The sequence below is a fragment of the Mycoplasma mobile 163K genome, from assembly GCF_000008365.1.
Lineage (GTDB): Bacteria > Bacillota_I > Bacilli_A > Mycoplasmatales > Metamycoplasmataceae > Mycoplasma_J > Mycoplasma_J mobile.
The window spans coordinates 212223-230027 of record NC_006908.1; the positions used below are offsets into that span (position 1 = coordinate 212223).

General features: G+C 25.0%; 11 protein-coding genes. All 11 read left to right on the plus strand.

Annotated features, from left to right (window positions below; translation table 4 throughout):
- Positions 1-17: 17 nt before the first annotated feature.
- The 11 genes from MMOB_RS00860 to MMOB_RS00905 all read left to right on the plus strand — a co-directional run bounded on the left by MMOB_RS00860 (position 18) and on the right by MMOB_RS00905 (position 17759).
- Positions 18-2531, plus strand: a complete 2514-nt coding sequence (locus MMOB_RS00860; RefSeq protein WP_041362805.1) for an MAG1360 family OppF-related protein — start codon at positions 18-20, stop codon at positions 2529-2531.
- Positions 2532-5051: a valine--tRNA ligase gene (locus MMOB_RS00865; protein WP_011264678.1), complete on the plus strand. Its 2520-nt coding sequence runs from the start codon at positions 2532-2534 to the stop codon at positions 5049-5051. It abuts the gene before it with no gap.
- Positions 5052-5171: 120 nt separating this feature from the next.
- Complete coding sequence (locus MMOB_RS03555; RefSeq protein WP_011264679.1) at positions 5172-5345, plus strand: DUF2188 domain-containing protein; 174 nt, start codon at positions 5172-5174, stop codon at positions 5343-5345.
- Between the two features lie 29 nt (positions 5346-5374).
- Positions 5375-6217, plus strand: coding sequence for a bifunctional 5,10-methylenetetrahydrofolate dehydrogenase/5,10-methenyltetrahydrofolate cyclohydrolase (locus MMOB_RS00870; RefSeq protein ID WP_011264680.1), 843 nt, complete (start codon positions 5375-5377; stop codon positions 6215-6217).
- A gap of 124 nt (positions 6218-6341) precedes the next feature.
- Positions 6342-7784 (plus strand): hypothetical protein, encoded by a 1443-nt coding sequence (locus MMOB_RS00875; protein WP_011264681.1) that lies wholly within the window; start codon positions 6342-6344, stop codon positions 7782-7784.
- A gap of 19 nt (positions 7785-7803) precedes the next feature.
- Positions 7804-8685: an MMOB1620 family gliding machinery internal complex protein gene (locus MMOB_RS00880; protein WP_011264682.1), complete on the plus strand. Its 882-nt coding sequence runs from the start codon at positions 7804-7806 to the stop codon at positions 8683-8685.
- 24 nt (positions 8686-8709) lie between these two features.
- The gene (locus MMOB_RS00885; protein WP_011264683.1) at positions 8710-9720 is read left to right on the plus strand and encodes an MMOB1630 family gliding motility ATPase complex subunit; all 1011 of its coding nucleotides are present in this window, start codon (positions 8710-8712) and stop codon (positions 9718-9720) included.
- 2 nt (positions 9721-9722) lie between these two features.
- Positions 9723-10319 carry an MMOB1640 family gliding machinery internal complex protein gene (locus tag MMOB_RS00890; RefSeq protein WP_011264684.1) on the plus strand — a complete coding sequence of 199 codons (597 nt, stop codon included), beginning with the start codon at positions 9723-9725 and terminating at the stop codon, positions 10317-10319.
- A gap of 11 nt (positions 10320-10330) precedes the next feature.
- Complete coding sequence (locus tag MMOB_RS00895) at positions 10331-13807, plus strand: MMOB1650 family gliding machinery internal complex protein (RefSeq protein ID WP_011264685.1); 3477 nt, start codon at positions 10331-10333, stop codon at positions 13805-13807.
- A 24-nt stretch (positions 13808-13831) separates the two neighbouring features.
- A complete protein-coding gene (locus MMOB_RS00900) occupies positions 13832-15418 on the plus strand; it encodes an MMOB1660 family gliding motility ATPase complex subunit (protein ID WP_011264686.1) in 1587 nt (528 codons plus the stop codon).
- Positions 15405-17759, plus strand: a complete 2355-nt coding sequence (locus MMOB_RS00905; RefSeq protein ID WP_225968659.1) for an MMOB1670 family gliding motility ATPase complex subunit — start codon at positions 15405-15407, stop codon at positions 17757-17759. Before MMOB_RS00900 ends, MMOB_RS00905 begins: the two co-directional genes overlap by 14 nt.
- Positions 17760-17805 lie beyond the last annotated feature (46 nt).

The window sequence follows — 17805 nt, forward strand, 5'->3', positions numbered from 1 at the left end:
CTTTTAATGAGGAAACTATGGAAAAAAAATGAAATCTTAGCATAGAAAATTTAATTAGCAAAGAATTAGATTTAGAAACAAAAATGCCTTACTTTGATAATTTAAATATTGATATTATTCAAGGTGAAATTGTGACTCTTTTTGATAAAAGAGATTTTGAATCTCGGAATATTATTAGTAATATTCTTAAAAATAAGTCTAAAAATTCAACTCATTCATTTTATTTAAATCAAACTATTAATGATGAAATAAAAGATGGAAACAAAGAGTATTTTTTATCGAATTTTAATATTGATACTTTTGAAGATGATTCCTTAATTGGGATTCATAAAATTTTTGAAAATAATAACAATTTCTTTTTTTATGATTTATTTAAAAAACATTTAAAAGAAAATGAAAACATAAAAAATATTACAGATTTTTTCCAGGATATTTACCCAATTTACTATAAAGAATCATTTTTAAAACTAGAATCATTTTTGCTGTCTGAAAAATTAGATTTGCAAGAAACCTATTTTCAAAACTTAGAAAATTTTGTTCAAAAAAATAAAAAATTATTAAATTCATTTAAAGAAATTGATTTTGAAAATAAAAATAATAGAATTAGTTTCAAAAATTCTTATTTAAATTTTTTAGATGATTATTTAAATTTAAAAATTTCTAATTTGGAAAAAATAAGTTTACAAAAGAAAAACATTTTTAATTATATTTTTGAAAAAATTAATGAATTTAAGACAAAAGAATTTCAACTTGCAAGCAAAAAAATAAAAAAAGATGAACTTCAAAAACAAATTGAATCACTAAAAGAAAGCAAAAGAGTTTTAGAGTCTAAAGAAAAAATTTCCGAGCTTTTAGAAAGTTTAAACAAGAAAAAGAGCAATTCAATTTTAAATAGAAAAAAAACTTCTAAAATTATTTGAAATTTCATTAAAAATTTCAAAAATAGCTATAAAATTTATAAAAAAGTTTCTTTTATGCAAGATAACAAGGAAATTAAATTTCATTTTTACAAACTTGCACTATTGAATAAAAAAACTTTTCAAAAATTTAAAAAAATGGGTTCTAGATCAGACTTATCTTGGTTATCTCAAAAAGATATAGTTGCTTTATCAAGAGATATAAGGGAATACAATAAAACTCTATGAGACCAATTAATTAATTCAACTAATTCTAACATGTCAAATAAAAATGTAAAAAAACACATTGATTACGAGTATTTGTTTTTATTCAAACCTTATGAAGCTATTTATTCATTGAATAAAAAAAATTTTAAAATTGAAGTAGAATCTATCAACAAACAAATTAACGAATATAAATTAATTTTGAAATCAAAGAAAAATATTCAACCTGAAATTAATGAAAAAAAACTTTATGATGCAACGCAAACACTAGAAACTTTTGTAGTGAATGAAAAATGGGAACAAGAAATTGAGTTTAAAAAATTAGCAGATAAAAACGAAATTTTAAACAAAGAAATTTCATTTGTTTTTAATAATATAAATGTTTTAAGTTTTCAAGAAAAAGATTTATTAAAATCTTTTAATGAACTTTATAATGAAATTTTTGAAGTAAATTTTAAAAATAATGATGAAAAAACATTAATGCAAATCATAAAAATTCACGAACAATTTGAAGATGCTGATAATGCATATAAAATGATGCAGCTTGATTTTGAAGAAATTATAAATCTTTCCTTTTCTAGGGATTTCAATTTCAAAGGAAATGCACTAGAAGAAGTTGTGAAAAAAGATTTTATTTATCAAGCACTATTAAAATTAGAAATTCCATATTATTTTTCTTATTTTAAAAAATTAAATCTTTGAAAATCTGAAAAATTAAATATTATAAATTTAATAATTTCACTTTTAATAAGTAAAAAATCTAAATTTATATTTGTTCAAGATAGATTTTTTTCTGAAACTCTTATGAAAGATAAGACTTTTATTTTGAATTTAAGAAAATTTGTAAAAAAAGAAAACATAGGATTTTTTTTTAGGACATATTCAACACAAAATCTGGACCTGATTGCTGATAAAATTTTTGTCTCTTATTATGGAAAAATAATTGAAAAAGGAAAGACTTTGGAAGTAATAAAAACTCCTATTCATCCCCAAACAAAACTTCTTTTGGAAAATGGCAATTTAAAAATAAATGATGAATCAATTAATTATTTGATTGATTTAGTTCCAGGAGATATTTTGAAAATGTACAATGTTGAATCTACTAATCATTCTATACTTGCAAATGTTCATTATTTTACTAAATGGACAAATAAATTTCCTGATTCAAAAACTAAAACATTTTCATTTGTAAATTCACCAATTTTAAGTGAAAGAGAAATTGAAAAAATAAATACCAAATTTGAGTTGGAAGAAACAAAAATCATTGATATTTCGTATTTGACTAAATTAAATAGCCTTAAAAAATCTAATAAAAATTTATTTTTAACTAAAACTATTGATTTTCAAACAAATAGAAATATAGATTTATTAACAAAAACATTTGCTACCAAAAAAGAAGAGAGAGTTTAAATGGAAAAAATTTATAATCATAAAATTGTTGAAAAAGACAAAAATGAAAAATGGATTAAAAAAGAATATTTTTCAACTCACGATTTAACAAAAAAACCTTTTTCTATCTTGTTACCTCCTCCAAATGTAACAGGAAAATTACATATTGGGCATGCTTGAAATACAACTCTTCAAGATTTTTTAATTAGATTAAAAAGATTGCAAGGATATGATGTTTTGTGATTACCAGGAACTGATCATGCAGGTATTGCGACACAAGCAAAAGTAGAAAAAAGATTATTGGATCAAAAAATTTTTAAAAGTGATTTAACAAAAGAAGAATTGTTTGAAAAAGCAATGGATTGAAAAAATGAATATGCAAACGAAATAAAAAAACAATGGTCAAAATTAGGTCTTGCATTAGATTATAAAAAAGAAAGATTTACATTAGATGAATTATCAAATAAAGCTGTAAATGATATTTTTGTTATGTTGTACAAAGATGGTTATATTTACAGAGGAAATAGAGCAATTTATTATGATACTTTTTTGCAAACATCTTTAAGCAATATAGAAGTAATCAATGTTGAAAAAGAATCTAAAATGTATTACTTAAAATATTTTTTAGAAAATTCAAACTCTGAATATGTTTTAGTTGCAACTACAAGACCAGAAACTTTAGCAAGTGATGTTGCTTTAATAATAAATCCTAATGACAAAAAAAATAGCCATTATTTGGGAAAAAACTTTGTGAACCCTTTAACTAAAAAAATTATCAAGATGCATAGTGATGACTATGCGATTATGAATTTCGGATCAGGAATTGTAAAAATTTCTGCTCATGATATGAATGACTTTGATGTAATTAAAAGATTAAATCTTGAAGTAATTGAAACAATAGATAAATTTGGAAAAATGACAAATGCGATTCCTGAATTCGAAAATATGTCTAGCCTAGAAGCAAGAGAAAACATTGTTTTGAAACTTAAAAAAGAAAACTTAATTGATAAAATTGAAAATATTAAATCAAATATAATAATGAGTGAAAGATCAAATACAGTTGCAGAAGTTTTGGTAATGCCTCAATGATTCATTAAAATGGAGCCTTTTTCAAAAATGATTTTGAAAAAAATTCAGAATGAAAATGAAGATGACAAAAAAGTTTTATTTTTTCCTAAAAAATTTGAAAATATTTTGAAAATATGAATGCAAGAAGCTCATGATTGAAACATTAGTAGACAATTGTGGTGAGGTCATAAAATTCCTGCTTGATATGATGAAAAGGGAAATATTAAAGTTCAAACTACTTCTCCAGGTTCTAATTGAACACAAGATCAAGATGTTTTGGATACTTGATTTAGTAGTGGCATTGCACCTTTTTCATTTTTGAATTGACCTCAAAAATCAGAGTTCTTAAAAAGGTATTATCCTACAAGTGTAATTGTGACAGCTTATGATATTATTTTCTTTTGAGTTGCAAGAATGTATTTTATGGGTATTTATTCTATGAAAAATATCCCTTTCAAAAAAGCTTTAATACATGGTTTAATTAGAGATGAACAAGGAAGAAAAATGTCAAAATCATTGGGAAACGGAATTGATCCAATGGATTTAATTGAAAAATATGGAGCAGATTCTTTGAGATGATTTTTAATGACAAATTCAACACCTGGGCAAGACATAAGGTTTAATTATGATAAGATTGAATCTGCTTGATCTTTAATTAATAAGATTTGAAATATTTCAAGATATATTAAAATGTTAGATTCTGATAAAAAAGAAATAATTCCTGAGGAAATTGAACAAAATGCAAATTCTTGGATTTTAGAAAAATTTGAAAATTTGAAAATTTTAATATATGAAAAATCTGAAACATTTGAATTTAGTGTTATTGGAAAAGAAATTTTCAAATTCATAAATGAAGATTTTTCTAGTGTTTATATAGAAATTATCAAAGGGACTGATTCAAAAGAATTTATTTCTAAAATTTGATCTAACTTTTTAATTCTATTGCATCCTTTTTTACCTTTTTTAACAGATCATTTATATTTTGAGTTAAACAAAAAAGAACTTTTAGAATCAGATTTTTTTGAATTAAAATCAAGGAAAAACAATTTATTTATTGATGAAACAATTGAAATTATTTCCACACTAAGAGAATATAGAACAAGGTTCAATTTGAGTCATAAAATAGATTTAAATTACAATCTTGTTTCAATTAATAATTCAAATCAATGTGATTTTAATTTAGATTTAAAAAAATATCTTATAAAAAAAATGGCAAATGCTAATTTTTCTGAAAATGGGCAAATATTTTTTAAACTAAACAATTATGAACTTAGACTTCAAATTCCTGAAGAAGTGAAAAAAGAAGAAGAAACAATAAGAATAAAACGAATTCTTTTTTTAGAATCTGAGATAAAGCGCTCCCAATCAATTTTATCAAACGAAAAATTTATTAATAATGCCTCGGAAATAAAAGTAAAAGAAGAAAAAGAAAAACTTGAAAAATATATAAAAGAATTTGAAGAAATAAAATAATCAATTCGTTTAAATAATTTTATTTTTCAAAAATTTTTAATTATGTTTTTTCATTAATGAAAATTTTAAAAATTCAATTAAATTATATATAATAATGTAATAAAAATAACAAGGAGTTCTATGATTAAATACGTAGTAAACCATGATGGCAAGTGAGCTGTAAAAAATGCGAATGCTGAAAAAGTTACAAAAGTTTGTGACACTCAAAAAGAAGCGATAGATTATGCAAAATCTTTAGATAATACATCTGCAATTATGATTCAAGGTAGAGATGGGAAATTTAGAAAAGGTTAAAACTTTTCTTTTTTTTATTAGTTAAAAACATGATCATTTTAGATGGTAAAAAATTGTCTCAAAAAGACACAATTTTTTTAAAAGAAAAAGTAAATCAATTTAAAATAAAGCCAGTTTTTACAATTGTTCAAGTAGGAAATTTATTTTCTTCAAATAAATATATAAAAACTAAAATGGACAAAGCATTAGAAATTGGTGTTGTTTCTAGATTGATTAAAATTCCTGAATCGATATCTGAAAAGGATTTGATATCTATTATTGAAGAAGAATCAAAAATTTCTCATGGTTTAATAGTTCAATTACCACTACCATTGCAATTTGATCAATCTAAAATTTTAAATTCTGTCCCAATTACAAAAGACATTGATGGCTTATCAGAAAAAAATTCAAAAAATCTTTACTCAGGAAAATCCTGCATTCAACCAGCAACAGCTAGAGGAATTATTGATTTGATAAAGGAATACAATTTTACTATTAAAGACAAAAAAGTATATGTAATTGGAGAAAGTAATTTAGTTGGTAAACCGATAAAAGAATTGTTTAAGCAAGCTGGAGCAATTGTTAAAAGTTTTAACATTAACACAGGAATCAAAGGAAGTGAAGAAGCTGACATATTAATTGTTGCAGCTGGTCATCCAAATTTAGTGAAACCGGAAAATGTTAAAAATAATAGTATTGTAATTGATGTTGGAATAAATTCAATCGGAGAAAACGATAAGATGATTGTTACAGGAGATGTAGATTTTTCAAATGTTAAAACTAAAGTAAAGGCCATTTCTCCAGTACCAGGTGGTGTTGGCCCAATGACAGTTATTTCTTTATTTAAAAATTTAATTGAAATTTTTGAAAAATATTTATTAGATGATAATTAAATTTATTGAATTAATAAGAATAACAAAATTAAATATTTAGTAAAATAATTATTTAAACTACCAAATTATTTTTTTAAATAGGGTATAATTATCATATTTAGAAAACTTTAAAAGAAAGGAATTTATGGAAAAAAATGCAAGTTTTTCGCAAGAGAAAATATCTAGAATAAATTTATCAGAGAAAGTATCAAGCAATTTATCAATATTATTAAAAGTTTTTTCATATATTTTTTATGGAATATTTTTTGCAATTATTATCTCTTTACAATTTATATCTAACCCAAGTCAAATTGGATCTCCTAATTTGATAATGATTAGCACAATTGTGATGTTTTTATTTATTTTTGTTGCTTTAATAAGTGTATTTTTTATAAACTTTATTGCTGATTCATATAGAAAAATATGAAAAATAAAATTTTTATCTTTACACATTTTAAATTCTATTTTTTTAGTAATTGCTGCTATAGTTATGACTTTGTTTAAAATTAGTTCTATCGAAATAATGGCTACTAATTCTAATTTGAATTCATGAATTTTAACATCATCTATTATTATTTTAGTTCATACTTTAGCAATTACTATAATGCTTACAATTGTGGGGCTACAAACAAGAAAAAGTTTTTCAATCACTTGAATGAAAACTTTATTATCTTTACCAATTTTCTTATTAGAAATTGTTATAGGATTCTTGCTTTTTGTAGCTTCTTTTAATTTTTTAGAAGGAGCTTCTAGTTTAGCTTTTACAATGCTTTTTATTGCCTTAGCTGTTTTTATATTCAATTTTATATATGGGATTTTAATTGTTCTTTTTGTTGCTGCTTTTAAAACTCAACTTTTCGGTCAAAAAACAAATAGGGAATTAGCAAAAATTGAATTAAATAGAGAATATGCATATTTTTCAATGTTTGCAATTAGTATTGTTTTAATGTCAATAGCAATTGTGTTTCAAGTAAATTTATCACTTAATGCAATTGGATTTATTGTTAACTTAATTATATTATTGATTTCTCTTTCAACTTATTTGTTTATTATGATCAAAAGAAATATGTCAAAAGCAAATTTGATTAAGTCAAATGATATTGAATTAAAAAATGCAATTACAAGTAATTTCTTTTCTTGAATTTTTGTATTATCAACAACAATTTTTATATTTTTTGCAAATTTCTTATCTGAAAATTCTTCTACAGCCATTATCATTACTTTTGCAAGTTTTTGATTAGTTAAAATAATATTAAATATTGTAATTGGATTTAAATTTCCAAATATTAAAAACACTATTACTACTTTTATAATTGGAATTGTGATGCTTTTTGTTGTATTATTTGCATTGATTTTATTGACAATACCCGGTTCATCAGCATTTAAAATTTTCTTAAGAGATGCATCGATGCTTATAATAATATCAACAATTTTTATAGGATTATCAATAAATTTTGTTCTAACAATACTAACCACTCAAAAAGCTTATGCTCAAGGTGAAATTAGTAAAAAATTCAAATTGAAAAAAGCAGAAAATATAATAAAACAAGAAGAATTACTAGAAAAAATCACATCTAAAATAAGCTAGTTAATTAAAAGGAGAAATTATGAAAAAAACAGATAAAAATCAAACAGGAAAAGAAATAATGAAAAAAGAATTACTTATTAAAACAAATGAGCAAGATATTAACTTAGCTCCTAAATCTCAATCAACATCTAAAAAACTTTCGAATACTTGAAATTATGAAGAATTAATTAACCAAACAAAAGAAATTGATGTCAATTCAAAAATAGTCAAAACTGAATTAGAATATGTTGAGGAAGATTCTCGTTTAAGAAAAGAGAAAATTGAATTAATTCAAAAAAATTATGACAATTTAAATGCAAAACCTTTAGTTGGGGTTGATTTATATGAAAGTTACTCATTAGTTTTAAACAAATCTGCGTGAAATTACAACGAAATTATTCAAAGAGACACTCAATTAACTATTTTAGATATGGCTTTACAAGTTCATCTATTTCTTTATGAAGGAAAAATAATTGATATTGCTCATATTCAAAAAATAATAAAAACATTTGTATTAAATGTTTTTGCAAAAATTATTAAAGGGGTCCCAATTGTTTTAAACCCGATTATCATCTTTGATTCAGTTCGTTTTGATAAATCAAAAATTCTTCCTGTTGCTGTTGCAAATCCAAAATTAATGCCACCATTGGGTGTTCAAGATTGAGACACAATTGTAGATGAAGATGAAGAAATTAAAAAAATTGTTTCAACATTTATCAAATTACTTGAAAATGCTCTAACAGTTGGCCATGAAGTGGAATTTTTTCAAGACACTTTATTAGTAAGAAATGTTGATGGAATAACTTCTTTATATGTTTCTGAAAAAGCAGCTCAGGTTTTTAACAATAGTGTAATTGATCAAATTATGCCTGAAAAACCAAAATATGAGGCACTAGAAGATCCTTTTAGCAATAAGAAATAATAGAAAAATCAATTAGGAGAAAAAATGAAAAGAAAAGATGTCGAAGAGAAAAAACAAAATCTCGATTTCTATCATAACTATATTGATATTTCAAAAATAAAAGTATTACAAAAGTTGAATGAAGAAATTGCAAGTTTAAATATGTTAAAACTTCAAAAGGGAGAAAGTCATTATTTATTGAATAGAATTATCAATAAATGATTTCCTCATAACTCAAATATCTATCATGAATTGCATCATGAAAATGATAGGAAAGAATTATACATATTAATCGATCCTAAAAAATTAGATTTATTCTCAGAAGCTCTTTTACGTAAATTAAGTCAAACAGTAAAAGAAAGAATTAGACCTGATAAAGATTTTGTAATAACTGTAGGAACAAATGTTGATAACATTGCTAGACAATTAAATTTAAATATTATTGATCATTATGATCTGGATTTATTTAATCAAATTGATGATTTTGCAAACAGAATTGGAGAACTTGTTGATGTTGGTTTAAATAATAAAATTTTCAACTATGTTTCTTTGTTGATTGCTCAATCTAGTACAAAAAATAATGGTGGCCTTGTTCAAGAAAGAATTGTTCCTTTTAATACAAAAAATATTAAAGTTTGAAATGAATCAAATCAAGATGAAAACGGAATGCCGATTGTTTCTGAAGAAAATGAAGTTGAAATAATGTCATATGCGAAAACATTGAGAAATATAAATTTTAAAAAGCACACATGATTACCAAATATCAATACTTTTTATGAGCAATTTGTTAAGTCAGTCTTCAAACAAGAACTTTTTGAGTTTAAATCCATTAGTGTTATTGAAGAATTAAAAATCGAATTACAACTTTTAGATGAAAAGAAAAAGCGTTTAGAAGAACAAAAGAAAGAACTTATCCTTAAATGAAATAGAGCAAGAAAAGAAGAAGCTACTTTGCAATCAACACTTTTATTTAGTGCTTTTAAAGTTAAGAATCAAAAATCAACAAGAGATGAAATTTTGAGATTATCAAAAGGAAAAAATAGGAATGGAGCATAGTAATGAATAATATCAGTATCCATACAACAAATCCAAGAGATTTAAAAAATATCTATGATCACTTTAATTATAAAATTTCAAAGGCAACTATTTATTCAATAGATAATAAAACTCTTGTCTTAAATTCAAATACTTCTTTTAATAAAGATTTAATACAAACTTTTGATGTTGCTTTGTTAACATTGGAAATTTCAATAAAAAGTGACTTTATTGGTCAAGTTTTTGAAGATCAAAAAACCATTAAAACTCATGTACTTGTAGAAAACTTAATGCTAATGATTAATAATAAAGAATTTTTATTTTTAGTAAATGGAAAATATGATGTAATTTCAGAAAATAAAATTGTTCAAATTTTGCAAGAAGTAAGTGCAAAAGAATTTTCAAAGGAAAGTGTTCTTGAAAAAATTGAAAATGAATTAACTTTAAGTTCAAATCTATCTGTAATAAGAGCATACAATCAATTATCTGATTATTTCACAGCTGAAAAATATTCTTTCAATAATAATGTTTTTAAATTATTAGCTCATCAAGCGGAAGCATTGAAAATTGCAAAGAAAATTTTACTTAAAAACTTATCAATAAATGAAATTTCTAGATAAAAGGGAGAAAAATGAAAAAAAGAACAAAAAAAATTTTAATAGGATCGTCATCTGCGTTGTTAGTTGGACTAACAAGTACTTTTGTTATTTCTCAGCCAATTTTAGATTCATCTAAAGAAAATTTAAATTTAAACAAAGCTATTTCAGGCAATGTTAATGGGCCAGTAATTATTTCTAATGAAAGCACAATAAATGTTTTCCCTACAACTTATTTTTATTTGTCTAATTTTGATGCTAATTCTCCTGAAAGATTTACCCAATGAAATAACACAAACCAAGCTTTAACAGAATTTAAAAAAAGAGCTGAAAACCAATCTTTAGCTACAAATTCAGTTGCTTCAGAAGCTTTAAATTCTTTGATTGAAATTTATGAAAATCTTAGAGTAGTTGAATTTAATTTAAATCAAGCTGCTCGTTTAGATGGAATTAATTCACAATTATTTCAAGATTCTTTTAACCAAAAAAAAGATGAGGAAAAATTTTTAGGTGTTACTCCAATTGAAACAGTGAATTTGAATGTAACTAGTGCAAGATCTGTTTTTGAAACAAACGATCCTAATGCAGAACTTCAAATTTTAATTAGAAGTTTGAATGGATTTACTATAAATTCAAATAGCACGCTTTCGCTTAGAGGAAATTTAAACCCAGATGCAAATTCAGTTCCTGCAACAACTCCTGAAATTGTTAATTTAGCAAATGGTGTTCCGACCACTCCTGATTTTGTTAATTTAGGAAATTCGACAACTTCAGGAGTTTCTACAATTGTAGAAATTGCTGAAATTGATGAATTGACATTGTCTTCTAATAGAAATATTATTCTTGATTTTTCATATACAGGAATACAAAATGGTGCAAGTACAAATAATTTTAATGATGCTGTTTCTTTACCAGAAACTACAAGAGGAAAATTAGTTTTAATTAATGAAAATGGAGAATTAGCAAATGCTACTTCTATTTCAAGTTATGCTTCAAATTTAAATGTTTTTGGTAGATGAATGCCTTCATCAACTAATTCTGTTTCTCTTGAAAATACACTAGCAAGACCACATTTTATGAATAATTTTATTATTGAAAAAGTAAATTCCACTTATAAAATTTTTGTTAGTTTAAAACCAAAAGAACTTATTAGTAATGTTTCGGTTTCTCAAGGAAGTGCAATTCTATCAAAATTTGGAATCTTAAATACTCAGATTTTAAGCACACAACCTTTAATCCAAAATAATGCAAATGCTATTTTTACAATTCCATTTTTTGAAAGTAATGCAACTACACAAACAATTCCAAATGCTCCAAGTTTAGGTCAAAATCAAAAATTAGATGTATATCTAGGAAATGGTGCAACTTTTACTTCACAAGGTATTTTTATTAAAGGTCTTAATGATAATGTATTCACTAGATATGATGTTGTAGCACCCAATGCTGCAGGTGGCGGAAGAATTGCTCCTAATTTAGAAATTGTAACTTCACAAAATAATGTTTCATCTCCAACAATCACTCCAGGAAATATTCAAGTAAATCCTACAACCTTAGGTTTAGGAAGCGGAACAGAAGATTTGAAAGTCTTGGATATTAATGTTAGTACTTCAATTTTTTCTCAATTCAATTTTAGTTTACAGGAAATTACATTCAATAATAATCATATTGCTATAACTGATCAAGTCACTGATGCAGCAAATTCAAATAGTAGAAATTACAATCCTATTTATTCACTTGTTAGAGAAACAGAAGAAATTACAAATTCACTTATTTCAAAGAAAATCTTTTTTAGAGCTCCTTTTGTAAATTCAAATAGTGTATTAGGAAACCCTGATCAAAGATTTCCTAGAAATTTAGTTTCTGCAACACAAATTGAAAATCAAAACCAAGCTTCTTTAGTTAATTTATCTCATATTTTAAATGGTTGAATTTCAGGTAATCCTATTGTAAATTTATCTTTTGATCAAGATCTTAAAGTGATAACTTTTACTGAAGAATTAAATAGATTCACAAGAATTAGACTAGATCAAATATCAAGAGAAACAGGAATTAGTGGAAATAGAATTTATTCTTCTTTAAGAAATACTTTTGAAAATTATGAAAATTTAAAAACTCAAATAATTTCAGGTTATAGAAAAATAGAAAATAATCCTTTTAATAGTGCTTTGGGATCAACAGCAATTATTGATAATATTTTACAATTAGTTCCTGGTTCAGTTCGTGAAGATTCATTACAATTAATAGCTAGTGCAGATCCTGTATCCAATTCAAGCTCTTCAAGATTAAATTATGACACAGTGACTTCAAATGAATTAAATAAATTAATCATAGAAGCTTATTCTACTTTACAAAATAGAGTAAAATCAGCAATTGATAGTGTTTATGCAAGGGCAATTTCATCCTATTTAAATGGGGACATTGTGAACAATGATGAAAAGAGAATTCCTAATTTAAATTCAATGAGCTTATCTACTTCAACTCCAAATGGTGAAATTCCATTAATTAACATTAATAGAAATCAATCTGTTTTATCTGATTTACCAGGTGTAGTTAAAGGTAATCAAATATTTAAAGGAATCTTTGAATGATTATCATCAAATAATCTTGGAATTGGTTTATATTCTTCAACAACTCCAATAATTAATAGAACAGCAGAATCTTTTAGTTTGAGTCAAATTTTTGAAGAATTTAGAACAACAGATCCAAAACTATCAATTTTATCTGATTCAGCTTTTTTTGGAAATGATTTAACAGGAAATATTGAAGTAGAAAAAGCATTAAATTTATACAAAATATTATTTAGATTCTTTGGAACAGATTTAAATACATATCAAGCAAATATATTACTTAATGGAAATCAAATTAATTTTTCAGATTTTGAAAACCAAAATACAAATAACATTAGTGTTTCTCGAATAGTTAGAAATATGTATTCGAATTTAAACCTTCAAAATAAAACAATTAATTTTGATGTATTTGGAATAAATATTAAAGTTAATTCATATAATGCATTAGTAAGTGCTGCAAATCTTAAATTTACCCTAGATAATATTAGATCTCTGAATTCAAACAATAGAGCTTTATTAGAAGCTATAAATACTCAATTAAGAGAAAATTTATTAGATATTAATAATTTAGCTTCTTATTCAATTTTAATTGATGAAACAAATTTGGATAAATTTACACAGGATTTTAGTAATGTTTCAACAAACCAAAGCATAAGATCAAGACTTGAGAATTCAGATATTATAAATAAACCATTATTTGTATCTAATTCATTACAAAGTAATTTTGGAACAAGTATAAATCAAAGTGCCCCAATTGTTGCATTAATATTATTTGCTTTGGTTGGATTTGCATTAATAAGCACTGCAGGTTATGTATTAGTTGCAAGAAAAAAAACTATTACATTTAAAAATAGCAATAAAGGATTAAAATTAACCTTAAGTTCAATGATTATTTTAGGAATAATACTATTGTTAGTAATTGTACCTATTGCAATTATTTTGTAATAAAGGAATTTGAAAGGAAAAAATATGAAAAATTTAAAAATAACAGCAATTAAAGATAACTTAATTTTTGTCGAAGGTGAACATCAGTTTAGCTTTTTGGAAATTATTAAATTCAGCGATAAAGTTGAAGGAGTTGTTTTAAAAGCTAATGACAGAAGTGCAATAGTTGCAATTCTAAATGAAGACAAAGATTTAAACTTAACAGTTGGATCACTTGCAGAAGCAACAGGAGAACTTTATAAAATCCCTATTTATGATAATTATTTAGGATCAATTATCAATGTTTTGGGTGAATCTTTAGTTAAACAATATGAAAGAACAAATGTTGCTTTGGATAAAAAATATGTTTTTACAGAAGCACAACCAATTTTTACACGTAGTGCAGTAAATGAACCACTTGTTACAGGAATTACAGTAGTAGATGGTGTTTTACCAGTTGGTAGAGGTCAAAAGGAATTGATTATTGGAGATAGAGGAACTGGTAAAACAGCTATTGCTTTGAATGCTATGCTTGCTCAAGAAAATACAGATGTAATTAACATTTTCATTGCTATTGGTAAAAAAAGAGATGAAATTGTAGAAATTTATGGAACATTTAAAAAACATAATATTTTACATAAATCAATAATTGTTTCAGCAGCAAGTGATGATGCAGTTGCAGCAAGATATTTAGCTCCTTATGCAGGAATGGCAATTGCTGAATTTTTCCAACAAATTGGTAAGGATGTTTTAGTTGTAATGGATGATTTAACTAATCATGCTGATGCTTATAGAGAATTATCTTTACTTGCTGGAATTGCACCAGCAAGAGAAGCATATCCAGGAGATATTTTCTATGTACATTCTAGTTTATTAGAAAGAGGTGGAAAATATGGTCCTGAATTTGGTGGAGGTTCAATAACTATTTTACCGATTGCCCAAACTTTAGCAGGGGATATTAGTGGATATATTCCAACAAATCTAATTTCAATTACTGATGGACAAATTTATACTTCAGCAAAATTATTTAATGAAGGTACAAGACCAGCTATTGATGTTAATTTAAGTGTTAGTCGTTTAGGATCGGCAGCTCAATCAAAATTTATGGCATTTGCTTCTAGTGGACTTAAAAAGATTTACACCGAATATAAATATCTAAAAAGACTTTCATCATTTTCTTCTAAAATTTCTAATAGAGATCTTGAAACTTTACAAAAAGGGAAAGCATTTGAATCTTTAATTGATCAAGCTGAGTATGAAGTAATTGATTATGAAACTAGTGCAATTTTATTTCTATTGCTTAAAAAAGGTTTTTTAAACTTTTACACAGAAAAAACAGAAGCTTTAAAGGTTATCATTGGTGTAATAAAAGTCTTTTTAGCCAAAGATGTTCTTGGAAGAAAAATGCGTGCAATTTTAGTAGAACATGGAATTGATTCTATTGTTTGAAACCTTTATTTAAATCATATGATTCTTCCGCTTTTAAAATACCATTTATTATCAGAACTTCAATATTTAGCAACAAATCGTGAATTTATTAAAAAGTTCAAGGACATTAGAAATGATGGTAGAATTTTATTAGCATACGAGAGAAAAGGATATGAAAGAGGTATAGCATATGACTACAAATAATCTTACAGAATTAGAAATTTTAAATATTAAAAAATATTTAAAAACTGTTAATTTAAATACTCTTAGAGCATACGCTAGAAGAAATGTTAAAGATTTTTCAGAAAAATTAATTAAAGTTAAAGTTATTGAAAAAATTGTTGAACATGATAAAAAATTTGACAACATTGAAGATAGTATATTTGTTCAAATTTCTTCACAATTTGGAGTTAATTTTGAAACTATTCTTGATGGAAGTTTTTTCTTAGGACAAAAAGCTGCAAAAGCAATGCCAAAAACATTTGATACTAAAATTATTAGTGAAACTAAATCAGTTCAAAAATTTGAAGAAGTTAAATTTGCAACTTCTTCGAAAACTGAAAAAATAATTTCAGAAGAAAAAGAAATTTTACATTTAATCGAACAAAGTAAACGTGATAGAGATTTCATAGATAATTTTAGTAAAATTTTAGAAGAAAAAAATCTTACAGAGGAACATCAACATATGTCTTGTCAAGTTTGTTATGACCATGAGAAAAAACATTCAGATCATAATGAAAAATATGCAACAGAGCATTGTGATGCTTGTGTTTACCATGATTTTAGTGATTTAGATCCAGAATTTGTAGCAAGCACATATACTGAAGAAGAAATTATTCATAATTTATTGTTTAAACTTTATTCAGTGGAACAATTAGCTTTATTTACAATTGACCAGTTAAATGCTTTACTTTTTGCTAGAGGTTTAGGTTTAGAAAAAAATAAAGTAAGAGCAATTAAATCTTTATTAACTTTACAAACAAGTTATGAATTTATGGAAAAATCTCAAGCAGCTTTATTACCTAAAGTTTCTTTTAACCCAACAAATCCATTAAAACCAATTGAAGAAAAAGAATTCACAATTTTTGGTGAAATTGTTGAAATTAGATCTCAAGTTTATAAAATAAGAATTGACAAAGCTGAAGAAGAAGTCTTACCAAAAGTAATTTTTTATGCAGATGTAAATGGAAAAGAAATTCAATTAGAAGTTGCAGATATTTTTGATAAAAATCTAGTCTCAACTTTTGTCTTAGGAAATGAAACAGGATTAAAAATTGGAACAAAAGTAAAATCAAAAAACCAATCATATGCAATTAAAATTAGTAAAAGATTACTTGGAAGAGTTATTGATCCAATTGGTAAAATTTTAGATGATAGTATAGCTACTCCAGTTCATGGAAATATGTATGCTCCTTTAGAAATGCAACATGATAGTGAAGCTACTCGTTATGTTGTAAGTCCAAAAAATGCAATTCTTGAAACAGGTATTAAAGTAATCGATGTTTTACTTCCGATTCCAAAAGGTGGAAAAACTGGTCTTCTTGGTGGAGCAGGAGTAGGTAAAACAGTTATTGTTCAAGAATTGATCAATGCTTTTATTAAATTCCATGATGGAGTTAGTGTTTTTGCAGGAATTGGTGAGAGAATTCGTGAAGGTCATGAGTTATGAAAAGAAGCAGAAGCTTTAGGATTTTTAAACAAAACAGCCTTTATTTTTGGACAAATGAATGAATCTCCAGGATTAAGATTTAGAAGTGGAATTTCAGGTGTAAAAGTTGCTGAATATTTCAGAAATAATTTAGGAAAAAGTGTTTTATTATTTATGGATAATATCTTTAGATATGTTCAAGCAGGTAGTGAAATTTCTTCATTATTAGAAAAAACTCCTTCAGCTGTTGGGTACCAACCTACTTTGTTTAGTGAAATGGGACAATTACAAGAAAGAATCAATTCAACTAAAGATGGAGACATTACTTCAATTCAAGCTATGTACATTCCAGCTGATGACTTTACTGATCCAGCAGCTGTTGCAGCTTTTGCTCACTTTGATTCAACAATCATTTTAAGTCGTCAATTAGCAGCAGAAGGTGTTTATCCAGCTATTGATCCATTAGAAAGTAATTCAAAAATGCTTTCAATTAAATATACTTCAAGAGAACATCTAGACATTGCTAAAAAAACAGTTCAAACTTTAGAAAAAACAAAAACACTTGAAGATATTATCAATATTTTAGGATTTGATGCCTTGAGCGAAGATGATAAAAAAGTTGTTGAGGTTGGAAGAAGATTGAAATGATTCTTAACACAACCATTTGTTGTTGCAGAAAAATTCAGTGGAGTCCCAGGTAAATTTGTTAGGTTAAAAGATTCTCTAAAAGGAATCAAAACAATTTTAGATGGTGATTTAAACCACATTCCAGTTTCATACTTCTCTTTTGTTGGAGTTGTTGAAGAAATTATCGAAAAATTCAATTTAGATGCTAAAAAAGAAGCTTTAAAAAATGAACTAGAACAAAATCAAAAAGATCTTGCTTCAATAATATAATTTATAAAAAGACCATTGGTCTTTTTATTTTTTATTCAAAGAATAT